The sequence below is a fragment of the Streptomyces sp. MBT65 genome, assembly GCF_016612545.1.
GTDB lineage: Bacteria > Actinomycetota > Actinomycetes > Streptomycetales > Streptomycetaceae > Streptomyces.
The window spans coordinates 1-21,978 of sequence record NZ_JAENRY010000119.1 but is presented as its reverse complement, the minus strand read 5'-3'; the positions used below and the strand labels follow the sequence as shown (position 1 = coordinate 21,978).

Sequence of the window (21,978 nt, the reverse complement as noted above, 5' to 3'; positions counted from 1 at the left end):
GGGCAAACACAGCCCTGACTTCACCCGGTCGCCGCACTCGGTATGCGCTCACGCCGATGCCCGCTTTCACTGCGTAGCAACAGCGCGAAGTGAAACCCCGGGAGGCGGCGGCATGCAAAGGCACGGCACATGACCACACCGGCCGACCGGGCCGACCGTGGCCGCGCCGCGCGCAAACGCGTCCCCCGTTCCGCGCACGCCGACTGGATCCCCTCCGTGGACCGCCCCGACCCCGTCGCCGTACTGGAACGCCAGGGCCGGGACAGACTCCCGGAACTCCTCCCCATCCGGTACGGCCGCATGGCCGCGTCCCCCTTCGCCTTCTTCCGCGGCTCGGCCGCCGTGATGGCCGCCGACCTCGCCTCCCAGCCGCACACCGGCCTCACCGTGCAGCTCTGCGGCGACGCGCACCTCCTCAACTTCGGCCTGTACGCGTCCCCGGAACGCGCCCTGCTCTTCGACCTCAACGACTTCGACGAGACCTTCCCGGGCCCCTTCGAGTGGGACGTCAAACGCCTCGCCGCCAGCGTCGCCGTCGCCGCCCGCGAGAACGGCCACGGCGACACCAAGGCCCACCGCGCCGCGCTGGAGGCGACCGCCACGTACCGTACGGCGCTGCGCGCCCTGGCCCGCAGGGGCGAACTCGCGGTCTGGTACGACCGGATCGACGCCGACAGCCTGCTGCCCCTGGTCCGCTCCGCCCGCGACCGCCGCCGGGTCGAGTCCAGCCTCACCCGTGCCCGCCGCCGCACCAGCCTGCACGCCGTGGGCAAGCTCACCGAGACCGTCGACGGCCGCCGCCGTATCGTCCACGACCCGCCCCTCCTGGAACCGGCCGGCGCCCCCGACATGGCCTCCCTGCGCAAGATCTTCAGCGACTACCGCTCCACCCTCTCCGAGGAGCGCCGCCTGCTGCTCGACCGCTACCGCTTCGTCGACGCCGCCCGCAAGGTCGTCGGCGTCGGCAGCGTCGGCACCCGCTGCTTCATCGTGCTGCTCGCCGGCCGCGACCAGGACGACCCGCTGTTCCTGCAGATCAAGGAGGCGCGGAAGTCCGTACTGGAGGAGCATCTGCCGAGCGGACCGTACGTCCACCCCGGCCATCGTGTCGTCGCCGGCCAGCGTCTGCTCCAGGCCGCCAGCGACATCTTCCTCGGCTGGATGACCGGACCGCAGGGCCGCGCCTTCTACTGGCGCCAGCTGCGCGACATGAAGGGCTCCGCGGACGTCGCCGGCATGAAGCCGGCCGAACTCCTCGCCTACGCCCGGCTGTGCGGCACCGCGCTGGCCCGCGCCCACGCCCGCTCCGGCGACCGGGTCGCCATCGCCGCCTACCTGGGCGGCACCGACACCTTCGAGCACGCCGTAGCGGACTTCGCCCTGTCCTACGCCACCCAGACCACCGCCGACCACGCGACCCTGGGCGCGGCCGTCGCGGCGGGCGTGGTCACGGCGGCACCGAACATCTGACGCGACCGCGGCCGGCCCCAACTCCCCGCCGGGGAAAAGAAGATGCACACCGAGTGACCGACTCCCTACGCTGGAGACGCATTGCGGAGCAGGTCACCATCGTTTCGCGCAGGGCAGGCGTCACCCTGCGGAGTCGGCGCTAGTCTCTGTCGCACCCAACCGCCCGACGGTCGGCCGCCCACCCCAGCGCCCCGTCGTGCTCACAACAGATCACCGCTCGTACACACCCACGCCCACGGAGGCCCGTCATGGGCACCATCGTCCTATCCGGAACCGTCGTCCTGGTCCTGTTCGGCTTCGGCAACCACGTCTGGTGGCTGGCCGCGGTCGCCGTCCTCTTCCTGTACCTGCAGTACGGCCGGGACTCCTCGTCCTCGTCCTCTTCCTCGGCGTCGTCCTCGTCGGGCGCGGGCTCCTCGGGAGGCGGAGCCACCCCGTCGAGCTACCGCGCGTACCGCGACCGCCGTGACAAGCAGGCCAAATGGGAGCGCCGCTACCAGCGCGAACGCCCCCTGGAGTCGCGTCGGCAGGCACGGGAGAAGAGCAAGTAGGACCTACAGGCCGGGGGCGCCCCACACCGGGAACCACCGGCTCAGATCCTGCTCGATCCGCAGGTCGTTGCCGAGCATCGACTTGACCTGGAGTTCCAGCGAACTGTCGCGCCGCTGCCCGTCACCGGCCAGCGGCGCGAACGGGAAGAACGTCCCGCGCTTGTAGAGATAGACGAGCGCGAGCCGCCGCCCGCCGTCGTCCTCGAACCCGGCGAGAGAGCACAGGAGTTGAGGTCCGAATCCGTTGACCTCCATCGCGCTGTTCACCGCGTGCAGATCATTGACCAGCGCCGACAACTGGTCCGGCGACCGACGCGAGACCAGCCACGAGTAGCCGTACGCATCCTGGGTCAACTCCACCGGCGGCCCGGTGCGTTCCGCGTCCGCGTCCAGCAGCGCCTGGACCTCCCGGTGCGTCTGCTCGAACGCCCCGCCCTCCACCGTCGCGAAGCACACCGCCCCGTGCCCGGTCGCCCGGAACCCGGCCGCCGCCTCCAGCGTCACCGCCGCCGAGGGCAGCGCGAAGAGCCGGTCGAGATCGGGAGCGACCGGTTTCGTACGGCCGAGCAGGATGTCCAGCAATCCCATCCTCAGTTCCTCATCCTCAAGTCCCTCATCCTCAGCCCGCCTTGTCGATGCCGGGCACCGCAGCCTCACCCAACTCGGCGGAGATCCGCCCCAGTTGGTCGAGCCGCTGCTCCAGGCTCGGGTGGGTCGAGAAGAACCGCGAGATACCGGGCTCGGCACCGGTCGCCGGGGTGAAGTAGAAGGCGTTGAAGGCCTGGGCCGTCCGCAGGTCCTTCGTCGGGATCCGGGCGATGTCACCGTCGACCTTGGTGAGCGCGGACGCCAGCGCCGAGGGCTTCCCGGTGAGCAGCGCCGCCGCCCGGTCCGCCGCCAGCTCCCGGTACCGGGACAGCGCCCGGATCAGCAGGAAGCTGATCGCGTACACGGCCGCCGAGATCCCCATGATCCCCGCGAAGACGGCCAGCGTGTTCTGGTCCTTCCGCCCCCGGAAGATCTGCGAGTAGAAGGCGAACCGGACCATGAGCCCCGCGAGCACCCCCAGGAACGAGGCCACCGTGATCACGGCCACGTCCTTGTGCGCCACATGCGACAGCTCGTGCGCGAGCACACCCTCCAGCTCGGCCGGCTCCAGCCGCCGTAGCAGACCGGTGGTCACACAGATGACCGCGTTGTCGGCGTTGCGCCCGGTGGCGAAGGCGTTCGGCATGTCGATGTCCGACACGGCGACGACGGGCTTGGGCATGTCGGCCACGGCACACAGCCGGTCGATCACCCCGTGCAGCTCGGGATACTCCTCCCGCTCCACGATCCGGCCCTTCATCGCGTACAGCGCGATCCGGTCGGAGAACCAGTACTGCGCGACGAGCAGCCCACCGGCCACCACCACGACCAGCACCCAGGACTTCAGCAACACGATCAGCGCGGCCACGAACGCCACGTACAACAGCCCGAGCAGGAACAGCGTCAGACCCATACGTACGGTCAGCCGCCGGTCGCTCCGGAAGCGGCTCTGCATCTGCCATCACCCCGCAGTCAGGCACTCGTCCCACCGCCCAGTGTGCACCCGCCCCTTCCCATGAAGCGGTCCCGATCGGCCCTAGGCGGAGCAAAAGGTCCCTGAGAATCCGATGAGCGCACGCGAGCGCGGGTCAGCCGTCGAGCCCCGCCTCCCACAGCCGCCGCCTCAGCACGTACTCGCTGAACAGATGCCGCGCCCGCCCCAGCAGCTCACCCACCTCGGCGTCCCCGGGCGCCATCCCCTCCTCCGGACGCCACCGCTGCACCACCTGCTCACCCCAGGCCCGCAGCCGCCCGTCCGGATCGTCGAGCACGGTCACGGCGGCCCGCAGCCGCACGATCCCGCCCCGCGCGTCCAACAGCCGGAACGCGCCGACGCGCACATGCCGGGGCCACACCTTGGGCCACTCACCCCCGAGCCGTTCCATGAGCGGCCCGTCCGGCACCAGCCCGGCCGACGGCAACAACGCGAGCGTCGCCTCCCGCACGACCCCGGGCGCCGGATCATCGAGCAACGGCAGCATCCGCCGTACGTCCACGACGTCCAGCACCCGCAACCCACCCACGGCACGCGCCCGCACGGCAGCACTCGGATGCGGGACGAGCGCCCACAACAGCTCGGCATCGTCCCGCCCACCACACTCCGCGAGCCCGATCACGGCCCCCGGCGCAGGCTCCGCCGCACGGCACCAAGCCCGGTACGACGCCAACGGATCACCCCCACCCTGCCGTACGACATACCGGGCACAGGCCCGCACGACACCGGACCGATCGGCGAGAAACCCCTCGGCCCGCTCCGGCCGCCCCGCCGCCCGCAACACGGTGACCCCGGCCGCCCGGGCCCGCGGATTCCGCGCCCCGAGCAGCGGCCCGAGCACCTCGTCGTAGACCCCCGTCTTGGCTACGGCGACCAACGCGGCCTCCGCACAGAGGTTCTGTACGACGGTGTCGGCGTCCCGGGCGGCGGCGCGGGCGAGTTCGGCGGGGGAGAGGAGGTTCTCCTCGACGGCGAGGTGATGGACGAACCGGCGTACGGCACGGTCGGGTTGGACGAAGAGGGGAGCGAGCTGTTCACGGGACGCCCCGCGCAGCACCTCGTCGAGCAGCTCGATGGCGAACGCACCCCGGCCGCGCCGTCCGAAGAGCAGGATCAGCGGCGCGAGAGCGACGCCGGTCTCCACGTCGAGGGCCTCGGCCAGCAACTCCCGCGCCCGCTCCCGCACTTGCTCGACCCAGTCGGCACACCGGACGACGACCAGCGGCAGCAACACCGGGTGCTCGACGGCCTGTTGGAGCGCGGCTTCCCTGACCCTGCCGTCGTGGTGGCACAACGCGACCGCGAGTTCGGGCTCGGCGAGGCCGGAGGGAGCGTACGGCTGATGACGCAGCGCCTCGTCCAGCCGGAGCCACGCGAGAGGCTCCCCGACGTCGGTCTTCTCGTCCATCTCTAGTGCGGCGCCCGGGAGTTGACGTACCCCAGCAGCACGATGACCGCGACGACGCTCCCCAGCACGATCACCGTCGACATCCAGGACGACCGCCGCGGCCCCACCCCCTCGGGCTCACCCCGGAACGGCACCGGCCCCGGAGGGTTCTCCTTCCAGCGGGCGGCGAGCATCCGGGCCCGCGCGGACGGCTCCTTGTGCTCGGCCTCGTCCGCCCACCGGATGTCGAACTCCCGCCCCTCGTCGTCCTGTTGTTGCCCCATCCCCGTTGTCCCTCCCGGAAAACAGTCTGCGTACGACGGTGCCCCCGCCTCTCAGAGAGAGACGGGGGCAACCGACGATCGGTTCGATCGGCTGGATCACAGTCCGATCGGTTGGATCACACGTCGAAGTAGAGCTCGAACTCGTGCGGGTGCGGACGCAGCTGCAGCGGCGCGATCTCGTTCGTGCGCTTGAAGTCGATCCACGTCTCGATCAGGTCGGACGTGAAGACGTTGCCCGCGAGCAGGAACTCGTGGTCGGCCTCGAGGCGGTCGAGGACGGCCGGGAGGGAGGTCGGGACCTGGGCGACGCCCGCGTGCTCCTCGGGGGCCAGCTCGTAGAGGTCCTTGTCGATCGGCTCGGCCGGCTCGATCTTGTTCTTGATGCCGTCCAGGCCCGCGAGGAGCAGCGCCGAGAAGGCGAGGTACGGGTTGCCGGAGGAGTCGGGCGCGCGGAACTCGACGCGCTTGGCCTTCGGGTTGGAGCCCGTGATCGGGATACGCATCGCGGCGGAGCGGTTGCGCTGCGAGTACACCAGGTTGACCGGCGCCTCGAAGCCCGGCACCAGGCGGTGGTACGAGTTCACCGTCGGGTTGGTGAACGCGAGCAGCGACGGGGCGTGCTTGAGGATGCCGCCGATGTAGTAGCGGGCGACGTCCGACAGACCCGCGTAGCCGGCCTCGTCGTAGAAGAGCGGGGTGCCGCCCGCCCACAGCGACGAGTGGACGTGCATGCCCGAGCCGTTGTCACCGAAGATCGGCTTCGGCATGAAGGTCGCGGTCTTGCCGTTGCGCCAAGCCACGTTCTTCACGATGTACTTGAAGAGCTGGAGGTCGTCGGCCGCGGCGAGCAGCGTGTTGAACTTGTAGTTGATCTCAGCCTGGCCGGCGGTGCCCACCTCGTGGTGCTGGCGCTCGACCTGGAGGCCGGACGCGGCCAGCTCCAGGGAGATCTCCGCACGCAGGTCGGCGAAGTGGTCGACCGGCGGGGTCGGGAAGTAGCCGCCCTTGTAGCGGACCTTGTAGCCGCGGTTGTCCTCGACCGCACCGGTGTTCCAGGCGCCCGCCTCGGAGTCGATGTGGTAGAAGGACTCGTTCGCCTTGGTCTCGAAGCGCACGCTGTCGAAGACGTAGAACTCGGCCTCGGGACCGAAGTACGCGGTGTCCGCGATACCGGTGGAGGCGAGGTACGCCTCGGCCTTCTTCGCCACGTTGCGCGGGTCGCGGGAGTACTGCTCGCCCGTGATCGGGTCGTGGATGAAGAAGTTGATGTTGACCGTCTTGTCGCGACGGAAGGGGTCCACGCGCGCGGTCGACAGGTCGGCGCGGAGCGCCATGTCGGACTCGTGGATGGCCTGGAAGCCGCGGATCGAGGAGCCGTCGAAGGCGAGTTCCTCGTCCGGGTCGAAGGCCGTCGCCGGCAGCGTGAAGTGCTGCATCACACCCGGCAGATCGCAGAATCGGACGTCGACGAACTTGACGTCCTCGTCCGCGATGAACTTCTTGGCCTCGTCGGCGTTCTGGAACATCCAGCTCCTCCTACTCCCGACCGTCCGTGCCGGGGTGGTAGTTCGTTCGTGCGGCCAGTGCGGTGGCACACGCTGGACCCGACCTTAGGGACGGGGGATTTCTCTGGCGTGACCCATTTGTTTCGCCCAAGTTAACCGGTCTTGGCTCGCCTGGCCCCTCCTGTCCGCATGGCAGAACGCGGGCAGTACCGTGGACGGGTGGACAACAGGGATGCAATCGGATCGTGGCTCTCGGGGCCCCGCGAGGCCGCGGAGCGAGCAGGTGTCGACTTCGGTTACCGCGGCGAGCAGCTCGGTCTGCCCGAGCAGGGCCCCGGCTCGATCGCCCGCCCCGGTCGCCGCCTCGGCGCCCTCGCCGTCGACTGGGCCCTGTGCCTGGTGATCGCATACGGCCTGCTCACCCACGGCTACAAGCCGGGAGCGACCGGCAACTGGGCCCTCCTCGTCTTCTTCGTCCTCAGCGCGCTCACGGTCGGCACGGTCGGCTTCACCCCGGGCAAGCGCCTCTTCGGCCTGCGCGTGGCCGCCCTCGCCACCGGCCGCCCCGACTTCCTGCGCACCCTGCTGCGCACCGCCCTCCTCTGCGTCGCGATCCCGGCCCTGATCTGGGACCGCGACGGCCGCGGCCTGCACGACCGGCTGGCCCGCACGGTCGAGATCCGGATCTAGCAGCAGCAGTCGTACGGCTATGGGGGCGCCCGGAAGGACCCGGGCGCCCCCTTTTCCGTGCGGGTTTCCGCGCCGGTTTCCGTGGCGGTTTTCGTGCCGGGCGGGTGACCGTCGGCCGGTCTCGGCCCGGGGTGCGCTCCGTGACGGGCCGTGACCGGGACACTGTCGCCGTTCCCGACGGAAGTGGTGGGCAGGATGGCAGCAGGCGACAAGTCGACGGTCGTGGCCGGGGCACCGAGGGTCGCGGAGATCGCGGCCCGGTACGCGGAGGAGGCGGAGAGCGCCCGGCGGCTCTCGCCGCAGGTGGTCGAGGCGGTGCGGGACGCGGGCTTCGCCCGGCACTTCGTCCCGCGGGCCCACGGCGGCGAAGCCGGTGGTTTCGCCGATGTGACCTCCGCGGTCGGCCTGGTGGGCGAGGGCTGCACCTCGGCGGCCTGGGCCGCCTCGCTGGCGGCCTACGCCGGGCGGTACGGGGCGTTCCTGCCCGCGGAGGGACAGGCCGACATCTGGGCGGACGGCCCGGACGTCCTGCTCGCCGGGGCGCTCATGCCGTCCGGCAAGGCGGAACCGATCGCCGGTGGCTGGCGGCTGAGCGGTGAGTGGAAGTACATCAGCGGGGTGCACTTCGCCGACTGGGCGCTGGCCTGCGCGGCCGTGCCCGCCGAGGGCCCGGTGGATCCCGACGTACGCCCCGAGGTGCGGTTCTTCGCGGTGCCGCGGGCCGACTTCGGCATCGAGGACAGCTGGTTCACCGTAGGAATGCGGGGGACCGGCAGCGACACCCTCGTCCTGTCCGACGTCTTCGTGCCCGAGCACCGGACCCTGTCCCGGTCGGCCGTGCACGCCGGCCGCGCGCCCGCCTCCGACGCGCGCTGCCACCTCGTCCCGATGCACGCCGTGAACGCGCTGCCGTTCGCCGCCCCGCTGGTCGGCGCGGCCCGGGGCGCGCTGCGGGCCTGGATCGCACGGACCGGGACGCGGGTCGACCGCCGGGGCCAGGCCGTCGGCGAGAAGCCCTCGACGCAGGTCGCCCTGGCCCGCTCGGCGGCGGAGGTGGACGCCGCCGAACTCCTCGTCCTGCGTACGGCGGCGGTCGCCGACGGCACCGAGTGCCCGCCGGAGGGCGAGGCGGCGGTGCGCGGCGCCCGGGACCTCGCGCTGGCCGTGGAACTGCTGGTCTCCGCCGTCGACCGGGTCTTCCGCGCCGGTGGCACGTCCGGACAGTCCTCGTCCGACCCCGTGCAGCGCTTCTGGCGCGATGTGAACAGCGCCGCCTCGCACGTCGCGCTCTCCTTCGAGACGACGGGCGCGGCCTACGGCGCCTGGGCACTGTCCGGCGGGGAAGGGGCGGGGGCCGGGGCCGTGCGCTGAGCGGTCCCGGTTGCCGGTCCGGGACGCTGACCGCATAGTCGATCTGGAGCCGGGTGACGATCTCGATCATCATCGGTGAGCCGTGTCCGAGGCCGTATCGAGGCCGCTGAACTCGCGGCGGCCTCCACGAAGGCCCACAAAGGCCAACAGGTGGTGCACCGTCATGACGGAGCGTCAGGAAGTACTGGAAGCCGAAGCCGCGGTGCAGCCCGAGGACTTCCGGGCGGCGATGGCCCGCTTCCCCTCGGGGGTCGTGGTCGTGACCACCTGCTGCGAGGACGGAACTCCCCGTGGTTTCACGGCCAGTTCCTTCTGCTCGGTCTCGCTGGAACCGCCGATGGTCCTGGTCTGCCTGGCGAACTCGGCCGACTCGGCACAGTCGTTCGGCCACTGCGACCGCTTCGCCGTGAGCGTGCTGTCCCCCGACCACCGCCCCCTCGCCCTGCGCTTCGCCACCAAGGGCACCGACAAGTTCGCCTCCGGCGGCCTGTGCCTCAGCCCGGCCGGCCTGCCGACGGTCGAACGCGCCCTCTCCGAACTCGACTGCACCGCCCACGCACGACACCCGGCCGGGGACCATACGGTCCTGATCGGCCGGGTGACGGGGGTGCGACTGGGGGAGGGGTCTCCGATGGTGTACTACGACCGGGGGTTCAGGACGTTGGCGTGACGCCGCCCCGGGTGGCGATCAGCCGAGCGCCGGCTTCGCGAACCAGGTGGTGTTCGCGCTGATGACCTCCGTGGCACCGCCGATCGAGGAACTGGAACTGGGCGACGAGGTCACCGCCACCGTCACAGCCACGGACAACCACCCCTTCTGGGTCCCGGCCCCGGGCGAATGGCTCGACGCCACCGACCTGAACGCCGGCGAATGGCTCCAGACCAGTGCCGGAACCCGAATTCAGATCACGAGAATCCGGTCACGGCGACTTGGGCGGTGAGGGACAGCCGTGCCCGGAATCCGGCACCACGATGACGGCAGGAACGGCTCGCGCCCCGGTTCCCGAGCATGATCCGCCGCTGGTTCTGCACTACTGTCGTGGCCGATGGGCAGAGATGGTGAATGCGGAGCGAAGAGCCTATGCAAAGAACGACGGCATCAACGGATCTGCATGTAAAGTCTGCCGGCAGTCACAGGGGGCTGACATGGCAAAGGTCTCCAAGGCGATTAAGAGGAACCTGGGGCTATGACCAGCGAAAGCGAGCGACTGTCCGCTCTTGAGGGGCATGTTCGGAGTTTCTGGGACGGCCACATTGTGGAGCCTGCCCCCTGGAATAACGGACCGATCCGCGAGCGCGTTCCGCACTTCGCCATCTATCGAATCCTGCCCGAGCGCGCTGGCGGGGCTTGGGTATATGTGACGGTGGGCTCCTCGCTCGATGGATCCAACGCCGATGGAACCGAGTTCTTCCTCATGTCGCCTGTGGCCGCTCATGTCCACTCGGAAACGTTGGCGATGGTGAGCCACTATCACTCGTTTGAGGCCCATCGATTGACTGTTGGTTCGATCGTCAATATCGGCCGTCCTTGGATGCCGGATTCGCGCATGGAGCACCTTCTGGTGAGTCTGCCCTATCCGTATGGGCCCGAACTTGAATGGTCTCCATCGCAAGCCGGAGGTGCGCGATTCCTGTGGCTACTGCCGATCCACAAGAGTGAGGTCGATTTCATCAGGCGTGAAACTCTTGATGAATTTGAAGCCATGCTGGATTCGAGGGCCGTAAATGTGCTGGATCCCGATCGAGATCCAGTTGTCTGAGATGGAACCTCAACAGCTATAGAGGGGCGGTAGGCGAGTAGTCGCGCCCGCGCTACGACGAAGGGGGCGCCCGGAGTGATCCGGGCGCCCCCTTCGTCGTAGGAGTCGAAATGCGGGGTGTCAGCGGGCCTTGCCGCCGCCCTTGGGCAGCTTCATGCCCTTCGGCATAGGGCCCTTGGGCAACGGCATGTTGCTCATCAGGTCGCCCATCGCGCGGAGGCGGTCGTTCGTTGCCGTGACCTGGGGGCCCGTCAGGACCCGCGGCAGCTTCAGCATCGTCGTGCGGACCTTCTTGAGGGGGATCTGGCCCTCGCCCGTGCCGACCATCACGTCGTGCACCGGGACGTCCGCGACGATGCGGTTCATCTTCTTCTTCTCGGCGGCCAGCAGCGACTTCACCCGGTTCGGGTTGCCCTCCGCCACCAGCACGATGCCGGCCTTGCCGACCGCGCGGTGCACCACGTCCTGGCTGCGGTTCATCGCCACCGCCGGAGTCGTCGTCCAGCCCCGGCCGATGTTGTCCAGTACCGCCGCTGCCGCGCCCGGCTGGCCCTCCATCTGCCCGAAGGCCGCCCGCTCGGCCCGGCGTCCGAAGACGATCGCCGTCGCGAGGAAGGCGAGCAGGAGACCGAGGATGCCGAGATAGATGGGGTGACCGAGCAAGAAGCCGATCGCGAGGAAGACACCGAAGGTGGCAATTCCGACAGCCGCGAGTACAAGACCGATCGTCTTGTCGGCCTTGCGCGTCATCTTGTACGTCAGAGCGATCTGCTTGAGTCGCCCGGGGTTCGCAGCGTTGTCCGCTGTCGTGTCCTTCCTCGCCATGCCACGAGTCTACGTGGCTCCCGGAGCGCCGACGACGGCGGTGCCCGGAGTGCGAGGTTCAGGAGTGGGTGGTGAGGGTCTGCTCGATGACGAGCTGTGCCTCGACACGGTCCTTGGCGCGGCGGCGGTCCTCCAGGACGGAGGTCCACGCGTTGCGACGGGCGGTGCGCTGGCCGCTGCTCAGCAGCAGCGACTCGACCGCGCGCAGGGCGTCGGTGACGGACGGGATGGCGGTGGCACGGACGGGCGCGGCCTGCATCGTGGAGGTCCCCCCTCGGAACGGCTCTGGGTATGGGTCTACGTGCTGTAAATGCAGTGTCACTGTTTGGTGTTACCAGGGCGTGACCGACCGGTCAAACGCCAATGAAGCCTTGATGCGGTGGGCCGAAACGCTGACGCGGCCCTGATGGGCGCCCTCAACTGGGAGGACGGTCAGGACCGCGTCGGCATCAGGTATTACCGATGAGTAGCCACTTGTGCGCGAATTCACACGGTCTTGCTTCAGACCGCCTGGGACGCGACGTACGCGCCGCGCTTCTCGACCGCCATCTGGTACAGCCGCCCCGCACGGTACGAAGAGCGCACCAGCGGGCCGGACATGACACCGGAGAAGCCGATCTGCTCGGCCTCCTCCTTCAGTTCGACGAACTCGTGCGGCTTCACCCAGCGCTCCACGGGGTGGTGACGCACCGAAGGCCGCAGGTACTGCGTGATCGTGACCAACTCGCAGCCCGCCTCGTGCAGTTGGCGCAGCGCCTCGCTGACCTCCTCGCGGGTCTCGCCCATGCCGAGGATCAGGTTCGACTTCGTGACCAGACCGTAGTCGCGGGCCTCGGTGATGACCTTGAGCGAGCGGTCGTAGCGGAAGCCGGGGCGGATGCGCTTGAAGATGCGGGGGACCGTCTCGACGTTGTGCGCGAAGACCTCGGGGCGGGAGGAGAAGACCTCGGCGAGCTGCTCCGGTACCGCGTTGAAGTCGGGGGCCAGCAGCTCGACCTTGGTGCGGCCGGCCTCGCGGGAGGAGGTCTGCTCGTGGATCTGACGGACCGTCTCGGCGTACAGCCAGGCGCCGCCGTCCTCAAGGTCGTCGCGGGCGACGCCGGTGATCGTGGCGTAGTTGAGGTCCATGGTGACGACGGACTCGCCGACCCGGCGCGGCTCGTCGCGGTCCAGGGCCTCGGGCTTGCCGGTGTCGATCTGGCAGAAGTCGCAGCGCCGGGTGCACTGGTCGCCGCCGATGAGGAAGGTCGCCTCGCGGTCCTCCCAGCACTCGTAGATGTTGGGGCAGCCGGCTTCCTGGCAGACCGTGTGCAGACCTTCGCTCTTCACGAGGGCCTGCATCTTCGTGTACTCGGGACCCATTTTCGCCCGGGTCTTGATCCACTCGGGCTTGCGCTCGATGGGGGTCTGGGCGTTCCGGACCTCCAGGCGCAGCATCTTGCGTCCGTCGGGTGCGACTGCGGACACGATGGGCTCCCTAGCGATTGATTCCTCGGCGTCACCCAGGGTACGCCCGTTGATTTGGTGGCTCTGTGTTGGTGTCGGCCCCCAGGGGCTGCCGCCCCCGGACCCCCGCTTCGGCCCGAAAGGGCCTCGTCCTCAAACGCCGGACGGGCTGAGTGATACCGACCCCGCCTTCAAGGCAACGCCGGACGGGCTGATTTATTTCGGCCGCGCCTACGAGGCAACGCCGGACGGGCAGACGTGTGCCCGAGGCGATGCTCAGGCGCCGGACGGGCTGACAGTCGCCGGAGTTCTCTCGATCTCCCGCGGCTTCAGGTCCGCGTGCTCCAGTACGTCCAGCAGGTGCCGCTCGACCACCGGCAGGACCTCGTCGATCGTGACGTCACGGCCCAGCTCGGCCGCGAGCGAGGCGACGCCCGCGTCACGGATGCCGCACGGGATGATGCGGTCGAACCAGCGGTTGTCCGGGTTCACGTTCAGTGCGAAGCCGTGCATCGTGACGCCCTTGGCCACGCGGATGCCGATCGCGGCGATCTTGCGGTCCTCGCGGCGCTGGCCGGCGTTCGACGGCGCGTACTCCGGGCCGTTCATCCGCGGGTCGAACTCCTCGTCGTGCAACCGGGGATCGAAGTCGAGCGAGAGTCCACCGAGCCTGGGGCGCTGCTCGACCGGATCGCCCAGCACCCACACCCCGCTGCGGCCCTCGACCCGGCTGGTCTCCACGCCGAACTCCGCGCACACCCGGATCAGCGCCTCCTCCAGGCGTCGTACATGCGCGACGACGTCCACCGGGCGGGGCAGCTTCTGGATCGGGTAGCCGACGAGCTGGCCGGGGCCGTGCCAGGTGATCTTGCCGCCGCGGTCGACGTCGACGACCGGGGTGCCGTCGAGGGGGCGCTCGTTGTCCTGCGTGCGGCGGCCGGCCGTGTAGACCGGCGGGTGCTCCAGGAGCAGCACGGTGTCGGGGACCGCGTCCTCGAAGCGGGCCGCGTGCACCCGGCGCTGCTCGTCCCACGCCTCCTGGTATTCGACCGCGTCCGCGCCGAACCCCATCCGGACGAACCGCAACTCACCCACGGCAAGCGCCTCCTCAGCAGCACCTATGAGTCGTAAGGCACGAAACATGCCTACGCCACTGTACGACCGACCACTGACAGCCCACCGGGCGGCCGGGACCGTCAGCCCTACGACCAATCCTCACACGATCGGATGAATGCACGTCGGAATGTGCGACGGGATGCTTACGCTCCGCTACATTCGCGCCGTTCACGAGGCCAAAAGGGCTGCTCACAGGCAATCCGGGCAGGCAGTGGCCGCACAGGCCTCTGTTGAGGCCCGAAAGGCAGGAGACCGCACCGCAGATGACGGAACGACCCGCGCAGCGCACTCCCAACCGTCAGCTCGCCGCGCTCATCGCAGAAGCGGGGTTCTCCAACGCAGGTCTCGCCCGTCGCGTGGACCAGCTCGGTCTGGAGCACGGACTCGATCTCAGATACGACAAGACATCCGTCACCCGGTGGCTGCGCGGCCAGCAGCCCAGAGGCACCACACCCGCGCTCATCGCCGAGGTCTTCACCCGCCGGCTCGGCCGCCGGCTCACCGCGCAGGATCTCGGGCTCGACGCCTGCGCGCCGGTGTACGCCGGGCTCGAATTCGCCGCGACCCCCGAGGAGGCCGTCGACATCGTCAGCGGGCTGTGGCGCAAGGACTCCGGCAGCCACGCCGAACTGCGCAAGATCGCCTTCACCCCGGCCGGTCTCGTGGTGCCCAGCCGGGACTGGCTGATCGGCCGCGCCGACGACCGGGTCGGCCGCGCCGAGGCCGCGAACCGGGTGCCCCCGCAGGGCCGCCCCGCCGTACCCCGGCAGCGCGGGGCGGCCGAGCGCGGCCCCGGCCAGAAGGTCACCGGCGGCGACATCTCCGCGCTCCGCTCGGTCGGCGAACTCTTCCGCACCCTCGACAACGCCTACGGCGGCGGCCACGCCCGGCAGGCCCTCGTGCGCTACCTGGAGCACGAGACCGAGCCGATGCTGCGCGGCACCTACGGCGAGCAGACCGGCCGGCGCCTCTTCGCGGCGGCGGCCGACCTCACCCGGCTCGCGGGCTGGACGTCGTACGACATCGCCGCGCACGGGCTCGCGCAGCGGTACTTCGTGCAGGCGCTACGGCTCTCGCAGGCGGCCGGGGACCGTGCCTACGGCTCGTACGTGCTCATGACGATGAGCCGGCAGGCCGTCTATCTCGGGCACGGGCGGGAGGCCGTGCAGCTCGCGCGGGTGGCGCAGCAGGGGGTCGGGACCAGTGCGCCGCCCGTGGTGCAGGCGCTCCTGCACTCCGTGGAGGCGCGGGCGCACGGGGTGCTCGGGGAGGTGCGGGCGTGCACGTCCGCGCTCGTCCGGGCCGAGCGCGCGCTGGAGACGGCGCGCGCCGGGGACGAAGTGCCGTACTGGGCACGGTTCTTCGACGAGGCGCAGCTCGCCGACGAGTTCGGGCACGCGCACCGGGACCTTCAGCAGTTCCGGGCCGCCGCGCAGCACGCGGAGCGCTCGCTGCAGTTGCGGGCGCCCGCGTTCGCCCGCAGTCGGCTGTTCTGCCGGGTCGTGCTCGCCTCCGCCCGGCTCGGGCTCGGGGAGCTCGACCAGGCGTGTGCGCTGGGGGCGGAGGCGGCGGGGCAGGCCGCGGAGATGCGGTCGGTGCGGGCCGTCGAGTACGTGCGGGAGTTCGAGCGGCGGCTCGAGCCGTACAAGGACGCGGCGCCGGTTCGGGGGTATCGCGACAAGGTCGCCGCGTTCGGGTGAGGCGAGGGGTGCGGTCCGGGGGACTGCGCGGGTCCGTTGTGGCTGCTCGCGCAGTTCCCCGCGCCCCTTGCAGGGGCGCGTCAGGCGGCCTGTGTCGTCCGTATCCGTTCCGCCCTGTGCAGGGAACCCGTCGCGCTCAGGTCCCCGAGGATCGCCGCCGACGCCCGGTGTCCTGAATGCAGTGCGCCCTGCACGGTGCTCGTGTCCCGGTGGTCGCCGCACACGTAGAGGCCGGCCAACAGCCGTACCGGACGCCGTAGATCGTGCGGTGGGCGCATGACGGGGACCGCCGTGGCGGTGTGGTGCACGGCGAGGGTCTCCCAGCGGGTGGTCGAGGTGCCGTAGAGGCGGGCGAGATGCCTGCGTACGGCGGTCTCGACGTCCGGTGGGGGAGGACCCAGGACCGTCGAGGAGACGAGGGCGCGGCCGGCCGGCGCGCGGCTCGGGTCGACCTCGCTGACGATCGCCGTGTGCGCGACCGGGCCGCCGCGGTCCGAGTCGAGGAGCAGGGCGGCTCCGGTCGCGGGCGGGTCGTCGGTCGTGTGGTGGACGACCGTGACCTGGTGGAAGTCGGGTACGCGCAGACCGGGCAGGAGTTCGGCCGCCGCGCGCGCGTCCGTCGCGACCAGCACCGCCCGGCAGCGGATCTCGCCGTGCTCGGCGGTGGTCACCGATGTCGTCGATACGGCCGTCACGCGCACGCCGGTGTGCACGGTGCCCGGCGGCAGCGCCGCGGCGAGCACCTCGGGCAGCATCTCCGCGCCGCCCTCCGGCAGGCACAGCCGCCCGCCCGCGAAGGCGCGCAGCGCGAGGTCGGCGCACCGGCTGGAGGTCGTCAACTCCGGGTCGCAGAGCAGCGCGGCGAGCAGGGGGCGCAGGAAACCGTCGATGGTCCGCGCGGGCACCCCGCGCGCCGCGAGCGCCTGCCCGGCCGCCGACTCGGGCCGCGCCAGCAGCCGTTCGACCGGGGTTCCCGCGAGGCGCGTGAGCGCGGTTCCGAGCCGGGCCTGGTCCACGGGGCCGCCGAGCGGGGCACCGGCCCGGGACCTGGGTATGGCGGCTCCTCGGATGTCCGTGGGCCGGTCCTTGAGCGTGGGACCGCCCCAGGAGGAGTCCCTGCGGTCCCCGGGGGAGACGTCGGCCCGGTCCCTGAGGGTCGCCCTGTTCCAGGGAGCGCCTGCCCGGTCCCTGAGCGCCTCCCAGGAAGCGCCCGTCACACCACCCCGGGTCCTGGGCGCGGGTCCTGCCACGGTGGGGGTACTGGCCCGTTCGGTGAGGGGCGTCCCGTCCCCGGAGGTGTGTGCCCGGTCCCCGGGTGTCGCCCCGCCCCTTGAAACGCCCGTCGGGTCCCCCGGTGCGGCCGCGGCCCGGGCGGCGCCTCCGCGTCCTCTCGCCGTCGGGCCGCCCCAAGGAGAGCCCGCTCGTCCCTTCGTCACCGGCGCGCCCCAGAAGGACCCCCTTCGCGTCCCTCCACCCCACGTGGACCCCGTCCGCACCCTCGGTACCGCCCCCACCCGAGGGGCGCTCGCCAGGGCGCGTACGGCATGGAGTGCGCCCCACGCGCTCCCTCCGGGCGCCGGGGTGCCCGCGTGGTGGTGGCGGCCGTCGCTGTGGAGGAGGACCCCCGGTGCGAAGGGGCGCAGCACCAGGGCGTCCAGGCCCGGGGTCAGGCGTAGTTCGGGGTACGAGGTGGACAGGAACTGTCCGATCCGGTCGAGCCGGAACCCGTCGACCTTCTCGGTCGACATACGGCCCCCCACGTAAGGGGCGGCCTCCAGGACTGCGGTCGTTACTCCTGCGCTGATCAGCCGATGCGCCGCGGCGAGTCCGGCGACCCCGGCTCCCACGACGACGACGTCCGCCTGGTACGCGGGCTCAAGCACGTGCCCCTCCTCGAGGTTGCGCGGCCGGTGGAGACGTCATGCCCCCAACAGCCTCCAGGGATACCCGAGTTCGGGTCGAGGTTAGGGCCGTGATCGGTCAAGGGGAGTCGCGCATACGCAGGGCACGGTCGCACGGCGGTCGCATACGGTCGCCGAGCGTCATCATCGGTGCCAACCGTGTCTCTCGCGGTCAGGGGAAGGTGTCCCTCGCGGTCAGGGGAAGTCCGGGCACTCCTCGGCGAAGCCCTGCGAGACGGGCTGCCAGGCGCCGTGGTCCGCGCGCACGCTCAGCCGGTCCGCTTCCTGCGCGGTCTCGATCAGCTGGGCGGTGGTCAGGGGGACGGCCGCCGTGAAGACCCGCCCGAGGTGGTGGCAGTGCACCATCGGGCGGAGTTCCGCCGAGTACGGCTCGTCGGCGACCGCGAAGAGATCGGACAGGGCCCAGCCCAACGGACCGGCCACGGCGCACAGTTGCCGGCGCCGGTGCCGATTCGGCTCCCAGCGCCACACCATGCCGTACAGCGTGCTCAAGGACAGTCCCAGGAACGGCAGTTCGCGGATGCCGAAGCCGCGATTGCCGATCAACCCGCTGAGTGTGGCGGCGAACCTGGTCTCGGCGGGGCGGGGATACGGCGAGACCGGCCGCACGGACGGTCCCGGGGTCGCGACGCGGGGCAACGAGCGGACGAAGGCCTCCAGCGCGGCGAGTTGTGCGTGGTCGCAGTGGCTGACGCGATACGCGAACTGCCTCACGACCTTCGCGTCGCGCTCCGGGGGAAGGAGTTCGGCCGGCACCGGGTGGCCCGCGACGACGAGCATATCGGCGGCCGGTATGCCGAGTTCGGCGGCGAGTTCGACGAGTCGCAGCGGAGCGGTGTCGGTTCCGCTCGCGGCGAGGCTGCGCAGGATGGTGGCCCGTTCCATGCGGTGAAGGTAGCGGGTGGGCGGCCGGGCATGACCGCGAGCGGGCCGGGTGAGACGGCGGCGGTGGCGCAACTCGTTGAGCGCGGCCCCACCGGTGGTGTCCGGCACGGCCGCGCCGTCGGCGTGCCGGCCGGCGGATTCGTAGAAGCGCCGGGCGTACCCACACCAGCCCGCACAGCCCCGCACCGCCCGCACAGCCCCGTCCTCACCGCCCCGCCCTTCACAACGCCGCCCGGATCGCCCCCTCGATCTCCGGGAACGCGAACGTGAACCCGGACTCCAACAGCCGCTTCGGCAGCACCCGTTGGCTCCCCAGCACATCCCCCGACATCTCGCCGAGCACCGCCTTCAGAGCGGGCGCGGGCACCGTGAAGAGGGACGGCCGGCGCAGTACGCGGCCCATCGCCGCCGAGATCTCACGGTTCGGCAGCGGGTTCGGGGCGGTGAGGTTGAAGGGGCCGGACAGGCCCTCGGTGTCGATGAGGTGGCGGATCGCGGCGACCTCGTCGTGCAGGGCGATGAACGACCAGTACTGCCGGCCGTTGCCGAACCGCCCGCCGAGGCCCGCCTTGTAGAGGGGGAACAGCTTGGCCCACGCCCCGCCTTCCTTCGCCACGACCAGCCCGGTCCGCGCGAACACCGTCCGCACGCCCGCCTCCTGGACGGGCGCGGTCGCCTCCTCCCACTCCACACACAGGGAGGGCAGGAAACCGTCGCCCGGAGGCGCGTCCTCGTCCACGGCGCGGTCGCCCGTCTCGCCGTAGAAGCCGATCGCGCTGCCGTTCACCCACACCCGCGGTGGCCGGTCCAGCGCGGCCACGGCCTCCGCGAGGGCTGTCGTGCCCAGCACGCGGCTGTCGCGGACCGTCTTCTTGTACGCGTCCGTCCAGCGGTGGTCGCCGACCCCGGCACCGGCGAGGTTGACCACGGCGTCGCAGCCGTCGAGCCCGGCCGCGTCCACGTACTGTCCCTCGGGGTCCCAGCACACCTCGTCCGCGGCCCGGGCGCCGTGCCGCACCAGGCGCACCACCTCGTGCCCGTCCGCGGTCAGGGACCGTACCAGTGCGCTGCCGATCAGACCGGAGGCGCCGGTCACCGCGATTCGCGAGCGTTCCATGGCGCCCATCCTGCCTCGTCGATCGGTAAAAACCCCATGAGGACTCCGCCGTTCGCCGTCGTAGGGTGGCTCGCATGTCCGAGCCGTACATACGCACCGCCCTGCCCGACGACGACGAGGAACTCGGCGCGCTGGACCGCGCCGCCTGGTCGCCCCTGCACTCGGTCCAGTCCCGGCCGCAGCCGCCGTACCGCCCCTTCTTCGACGAGCGGCATCTGCCCGGTGAGCACCTGGTCGCCGAACTCGACCGGCGGATCGTCGGCTACATCCGGCTGGTCCCCGCCACCGAGCTCGTGTGCAACGCGCATGTCCGCCAGATCCAGGGGCTCGCGGTCGCCGACGAGGCGCGCGGGAAGGGGGTCGGCCGGGCGCTGGTCCGGGCCGCCGTCGAGGAGGCCCGGCGCCGGGGCGCCCGGCGGATCACCCTGCGCGTGCTCGGGTACAACGCGCCGGCGCGGAAGCTCTACGAGGCCGAGGGCTTCGTCGTCGAGGGCGTGTTGCCCGAGGAGTTCCTGCTCGACGGGCAGTACGTGGACGACGTCCTCATGGGCCGCTCCCTGTGAGCCTATGAGGTGACGAGATCGCCCGTGTCCACCTCGGCCGTCGCGCTCGCCGCCCTCCGCGCGTCCCCGGAGACCTCGTCGGCCGTCAGCACGTACCCCGTCTCGTCGTCCGAGGTGGAGCGGGCGAAGACGACGCCGTAGACCTTGCCGCCGGTGGTCAGGAGCGGGCCGCCGGAGTTGCCGGGGCGGACCGTGGAGCGGATCGAGTAGATCTCGCGGGTGACCGTCCCGTCGTTGTAGATGTTCTGGCCCGTCGCGTTCACCCGGTTGGCGACGGTCGCCGCCTGGAGGTTCAGGTCACCGTCCTGCGGATAGCCCGCGACCACGGCCGAGTCGCCGCGCGAGGCGCTGTCGTCGAAGGCCAGGACGGGTGCCTGCAGCCCCGGCACATACAGCACCGCGACGTCCTTGTTCGGGTCGAAGAGGACCACCCGTGCCTCGTACGACCGCCCGACCCCGCCGATACGGACGGTCGGGTCGTCGATGCCGGCCACCACGTGCGCGTTGGTCATCACGTGCTGCGGCGCGTACACGAAGCCGCTGCCCTCGCGGCCCTGGGTGCCCGAGGAGCCCTCGATCTTGACCGTGCTCCGCTTGGACGCGTTCGTCGCGGCGGCCGTGACGCTGTCGCCGGTGGGCTTGGCGACCTCGGCCGTCGACTCGTTCTCGAACGGGTTGAAGACCTGCGGGAAGCCCGCTTCGGTGAGCGCGGAGGTGGCCCGCGAGAACCACGTCGGTGTGGTGTCCGGCATCAGCTTCTGGACGCTGCCGAGCAGCGTCGAGTCCTGGATCGCCGTCGTCACCGTCGCGGACGAGGACGCGCCGAGCACGCTCGCGGCCACCCACGCCACGATCATCACCGCCACCGAGTTCGCCGCGGCCCCGCCGATCCCGTCGGCCACCCGCAGCGGACCCTGGTCCAGCTCCCTGCGCAGCTTCAGCGCGAGCCGCCCCGCCAGTTCGTGCCCGACCACCGCCGGGGTCAGCACGGTGAGCACGGCGGTCACCGTGGCCGTCGTCGTCCCCGGGGTCACCAGGTCCATCACCCACGGGAGCACCCACACACCGACGACCGCGCCGCCCACGAACCCGGCGAGCGACACACATCCGGCGACGAGGCCACGCCGGTACCCCGACGCCGCGTAGGCGAGGATCACCAGCAACAACAGCAGGTCGAGCAGGTCCACGGAGCCGCCTTTCTCTCGGAACCCTTAGTACGCGAGGAACGGGCCCACTGATCAGTCACGCGCGCGTGACCACCGGGAATCCACCACGCATGCGTGTACCCCCAGAAACGTGCCGGACCAGGACGATGGTTCCACCGGGTGGCACAGCACACATCGCGGGCGGGGCGAATCCGGCCGAGAGTGTGACCATGCGTGTCCAGAGAAGAACGCCGGGTGCACGAGGACGGCGGCAGCGGGTACGAATACCCCGTTCCGCGCTCGTACTGCTGGCCTGCCTCCCCGGTCTCGCCGCCGTCCTGGTGCTCGCCCTGTGCGCGAACGGCATCGGACGCAAGGCCACGGCCGCCGAGCACACCCCGGTCGCGGCCCGCCCGGTCGCCCTCCAGCACACCGCGCCCCGGCCGCGGATCGTCCCGCGTTCGGCCTGGCTCGACGCCCTCTCGCGGCACGCGCAGCCGCCGCCGCGCTACGACGACAAGGTCGTCGCCGTCTTCATCCACCACACCGACTCGCCCAACGGCTACGACTGCGCGGACGCGCCCCGCATCATCCGCTACCTCTACGCCGGCCAGACCGGCGTCCGGGACTGGGACGACATCGGCTACAACTTCCTCGTC

Annotated in this window: 22 protein-coding genes and 2 pseudogenes; 10 read left to right on the top strand and 14 right to left on the bottom strand. The window is 71.0% G+C overall.

Annotated elements, in window-relative coordinates; translation table 11 throughout:
• Positions 1 to 129: 129 nt before the first annotated feature.
• On the top strand, positions 130 to 1,470 hold the full coding sequence (locus tag JHN63_RS26095) for a DUF2252 domain-containing protein (protein WP_200684920.1): 1,341 nt from the start codon (positions 130 to 132) through the stop codon (positions 1,468 to 1,470).
• Between the two features lie 248 nt (positions 1,471 to 1,718).
• Positions 1,719 to 2,021, top strand: coding sequence for a hypothetical protein (locus tag JHN63_RS26090; RefSeq protein ID WP_200684918.1), 303 nt, complete (start codon positions 1,719 to 1,721; stop codon positions 2,019 to 2,021).
• Between the two features lie 3 nt (positions 2,022 to 2,024).
• Here the strand turns inward: JHN63_RS26090 and JHN63_RS26085 are convergent, their stop codons facing one another.
• The 5 genes from JHN63_RS26085 to glnA form a co-directional block, all read right to left on the bottom strand.
• Entirely contained in the window at positions 2,025 to 2,609 is a 585-nt protein-coding gene (locus tag JHN63_RS26085; protein ID WP_200684916.1) for a hypothetical protein, read from the bottom strand.
• 31 nt (positions 2,610 to 2,640) lie between these two features.
• Positions 2,641 to 3,564 carry a zinc metalloprotease HtpX gene (gene htpX / locus JHN63_RS26080; protein ID WP_200684914.1) on the bottom strand — a complete coding sequence of 308 codons (924 nt, stop codon included), beginning with the start codon at positions 3,562 to 3,564 and terminating at the stop codon, positions 2,641 to 2,643.
• 133 nt (positions 3,565 to 3,697) lie between these two features.
• Entirely contained in the window at positions 3,698 to 5,011 is a 1,314-nt protein-coding gene (locus JHN63_RS26075; protein WP_200684912.1) for a hypothetical protein, read from the bottom strand.
• A gap of 2 nt (positions 5,012 to 5,013) precedes the next feature.
• Positions 5,014 to 5,274: a hypothetical protein gene (locus tag JHN63_RS26070; RefSeq protein ID WP_200684902.1), complete on the bottom strand. Its 261-nt coding sequence runs from the start codon at positions 5,272 to 5,274 to the stop codon at positions 5,014 to 5,016.
• 116 nt (positions 5,275 to 5,390) lie between these two features.
• Positions 5,391 to 6,800: a type I glutamate--ammonia ligase gene (glnA, locus tag JHN63_RS26065; protein WP_200684900.1), complete on the bottom strand. Its 1,410-nt coding sequence runs from the start codon at positions 6,798 to 6,800 to the stop codon at positions 5,391 to 5,393.
• A 198-nt stretch (positions 6,801 to 6,998) separates the two neighbouring features.
• Between glnA and JHN63_RS26060 the strand changes: the two genes are divergently transcribed.
• The 5 genes from JHN63_RS26060 (at position 6,999) to JHN63_RS26040 (ending at position 10,600) form a co-directional block, all read left to right on the top strand.
• Positions 6,999 to 7,469 (top strand): RDD family protein, encoded by a 471-nt coding sequence (locus JHN63_RS26060; protein WP_200684892.1) that lies wholly within the window; start codon positions 6,999 to 7,001, stop codon positions 7,467 to 7,469.
• A 195-nt stretch (positions 7,470 to 7,664) separates the two neighbouring features.
• Positions 7,665 to 8,840, top strand: coding sequence for an acyl-CoA dehydrogenase family protein (locus tag JHN63_RS26055; RefSeq protein ID WP_200684890.1), 1,176 nt, complete (start codon positions 7,665 to 7,667; stop codon positions 8,838 to 8,840).
• Positions 8,841 to 9,003: 163 nt separating this feature from the next.
• Positions 9,004 to 9,510: a flavin reductase family protein gene (locus tag JHN63_RS26050; protein WP_200684888.1), complete on the top strand. Its 507-nt coding sequence runs from the start codon at positions 9,004 to 9,006 to the stop codon at positions 9,508 to 9,510.
• Between the two features lie 61 nt (positions 9,511 to 9,571).
• On the top strand, positions 9,572 to 9,781 hold the full coding sequence (locus JHN63_RS26045) for a hypothetical protein (protein WP_200684886.1): 210 nt from the start codon (positions 9,572 to 9,574) through the stop codon (positions 9,779 to 9,781).
• A 246-nt stretch (positions 9,782 to 10,027) separates the two neighbouring features.
• Positions 10,028 to 10,600 (top strand): suppressor of fused domain protein, encoded by a 573-nt coding sequence (locus JHN63_RS26040; protein ID WP_200684884.1) that lies wholly within the window; start codon positions 10,028 to 10,030, stop codon positions 10,598 to 10,600.
• A 120-nt stretch (positions 10,601 to 10,720) separates the two neighbouring features.
• Here the strand turns inward: JHN63_RS26040 and JHN63_RS26035 are convergent, their stop codons facing one another.
• From JHN63_RS26035 to lipB, 4 genes are all read right to left on the bottom strand, one after another.
• Positions 10,721 to 11,425: a DUF4191 domain-containing protein gene (locus tag JHN63_RS26035; protein ID WP_200684882.1), complete on the bottom strand. Its 705-nt coding sequence runs from the start codon at positions 11,423 to 11,425 to the stop codon at positions 10,721 to 10,723.
• Between the two features lie 58 nt (positions 11,426 to 11,483).
• Positions 11,484 to 11,684, bottom strand: a complete 201-nt coding sequence (locus tag JHN63_RS26030; protein WP_200684874.1) for a hypothetical protein — start codon at positions 11,682 to 11,684, stop codon at positions 11,484 to 11,486.
• A gap of 242 nt (positions 11,685 to 11,926) precedes the next feature.
• Positions 11,927 to 12,892 carry a lipoyl synthase gene (lipA, locus tag JHN63_RS26025; protein ID WP_200684872.1) on the bottom strand — a complete coding sequence of 322 codons (966 nt, stop codon included), beginning with the start codon at positions 12,890 to 12,892 and terminating at the stop codon, positions 11,927 to 11,929.
• 255 nt (positions 12,893 to 13,147) lie between these two features.
• Positions 13,148 to 13,966, bottom strand: coding sequence for a lipoyl(octanoyl) transferase LipB (gene lipB, locus JHN63_RS26020; protein WP_200684864.1), 819 nt, complete (start codon positions 13,964 to 13,966; stop codon positions 13,148 to 13,150).
• Positions 13,967 to 14,250: 284 nt separating this feature from the next.
• Between lipB and JHN63_RS26015 the strand changes: the two genes are divergently transcribed.
• Positions 14,251 to 15,687 carry a regulator gene (locus JHN63_RS26015; protein WP_200684862.1) on the top strand — a complete coding sequence of 479 codons (1,437 nt, stop codon included), beginning with the start codon at positions 14,251 to 14,253 and terminating at the stop codon, positions 15,685 to 15,687.
• A gap of 80 nt (positions 15,688 to 15,767) precedes the next feature.
• Here the strand turns inward: JHN63_RS26015 and JHN63_RS54360 are convergent, their stop codons facing one another.
• The 4 genes and pseudogenes from JHN63_RS54360 to JHN63_RS26000 all read right to left on the bottom strand — a co-directional run bounded on the left by JHN63_RS54360 (position 15,768) and on the right by JHN63_RS26000 (position 19,611).
• Positions 15,768 to 17,123 (bottom strand): FAD-dependent oxidoreductase, encoded by a 1,356-nt coding sequence (locus JHN63_RS54360; protein ID WP_374222946.1) that lies wholly within the window; start codon positions 17,121 to 17,123, stop codon positions 15,768 to 15,770.
• A gap of 129 nt (positions 17,124 to 17,252) precedes the next feature.
• A pseudogene (locus tag JHN63_RS54800) lies at positions 17,253 to 17,534 on the bottom strand (FAD-dependent oxidoreductase); the annotation flags it as partial.
• A 249-nt stretch (positions 17,535 to 17,783) separates the two neighbouring features.
• Positions 17,784 to 18,689, bottom strand: a complete 906-nt coding sequence (locus tag JHN63_RS53015; protein ID WP_234477706.1) for a hypothetical protein — start codon at positions 18,687 to 18,689, stop codon at positions 17,784 to 17,786.
• Positions 18,690 to 18,714: 25 nt separating this feature from the next.
• The gene (locus tag JHN63_RS26000; protein ID WP_200684852.1) at positions 18,715 to 19,611 is read right to left on the bottom strand and encodes a TIGR01777 family oxidoreductase; all 897 of its coding nucleotides are present in this window, start codon (positions 19,609 to 19,611) and stop codon (positions 18,715 to 18,717) included.
• A gap of 74 nt (positions 19,612 to 19,685) precedes the next feature.
• Between JHN63_RS26000 and JHN63_RS25995 the strand changes: the two genes are divergently transcribed.
• Positions 19,686 to 20,174: a GNAT family N-acetyltransferase gene (locus tag JHN63_RS25995; RefSeq protein WP_200684850.1), complete on the top strand. Its 489-nt coding sequence runs from the start codon at positions 19,686 to 19,688 to the stop codon at positions 20,172 to 20,174.
• A 2-nt stretch (positions 20,175 to 20,176) separates the two neighbouring features.
• On the opposite strand, the gene JHN63_RS25990 is transcribed toward JHN63_RS25995, so the two are convergent.
• Complete coding sequence (locus JHN63_RS25990) at positions 20,177 to 21,361, bottom strand: MarP family serine protease (protein ID WP_200684848.1); 1,185 nt, start codon at positions 21,359 to 21,361, stop codon at positions 20,177 to 20,179.
• Between the two features lie 188 nt (positions 21,362 to 21,549).
• Here JHN63_RS25990 and JHN63_RS25985 point away from each other — a divergent pair.
• Positions 21,550 to 21,978, top strand: a pseudogene (locus JHN63_RS25985) (N-acetylmuramoyl-L-alanine amidase); the annotation flags it as partial.

Coding starts and splice junctions, on each gene's coding strand:
- JHN63_RS26050 (WP_200684888.1), top strand. CDS start 9,004: ATGACGGAGCGTCAGGAAGTACTGGAAGCCGAAGCCGCGGTGCAGCCC.
- JHN63_RS26095 (WP_200684920.1), top strand. CDS start 130: ATGACCACACCGGCCGACCGGGCCGACCGTGGCCGCGCCGCGCGCAAA.
- JHN63_RS26045 (WP_200684886.1), top strand. CDS start 9,572: ATGACCTCCGTGGCACCGCCGATCGAGGAACTGGAACTGGGCGACGAG.
- JHN63_RS26055 (WP_200684890.1), top strand. CDS start 7,665: ATGGCAGCAGGCGACAAGTCGACGGTCGTGGCCGGGGCACCGAGGGTC.
- glnA (WP_200684900.1), bottom strand. CDS start 6,800: ATGTTCCAGAACGCCGACGAGGCCAAGAAGTTCATCGCGGACGAGGAC.
- JHN63_RS26090 (WP_200684918.1), top strand. CDS start 1,719: ATGGGCACCATCGTCCTATCCGGAACCGTCGTCCTGGTCCTGTTCGGC.
- JHN63_RS26035 (WP_200684882.1), bottom strand. CDS start 11,425: ATGGCGAGGAAGGACACGACAGCGGACAACGCTGCGAACCCCGGGCGA.
- JHN63_RS26015 (WP_200684862.1), top strand. CDS start 14,251: ATGACGGAACGACCCGCGCAGCGCACTCCCAACCGTCAGCTCGCCGCG.
- JHN63_RS26030 (WP_200684874.1), bottom strand. CDS start 11,684: ATGCAGGCCGCGCCCGTCCGTGCCACCGCCATCCCGTCCGTCACCGAC.
- JHN63_RS25995 (WP_200684850.1), top strand. CDS start 19,686: ATGTCCGAGCCGTACATACGCACCGCCCTGCCCGACGACGACGAGGAA.
- JHN63_RS26085 (WP_200684916.1), bottom strand. CDS start 2,609: ATGGGATTGCTGGACATCCTGCTCGGCCGTACGAAACCGGTCGCTCCC.
- JHN63_RS26040 (WP_200684884.1), top strand. CDS start 10,028: ATGACCAGCGAAAGCGAGCGACTGTCCGCTCTTGAGGGGCATGTTCGG.
- htpX (WP_200684914.1), bottom strand. CDS start 3,564: ATGCAGAGCCGCTTCCGGAGCGACCGGCGGCTGACCGTACGTATGGGT.
- JHN63_RS26075 (WP_200684912.1), bottom strand. CDS start 5,011: ATGGACGAGAAGACCGACGTCGGGGAGCCTCTCGCGTGGCTCCGGCTG.
- JHN63_RS26000 (WP_200684852.1), bottom strand. CDS start 19,611: ATGGAACGCTCGCGAATCGCGGTGACCGGCGCCTCCGGTCTGATCGGC.
- JHN63_RS26070 (WP_200684902.1), bottom strand. CDS start 5,274: ATGGGGCAACAACAGGACGACGAGGGGCGGGAGTTCGACATCCGGTGG.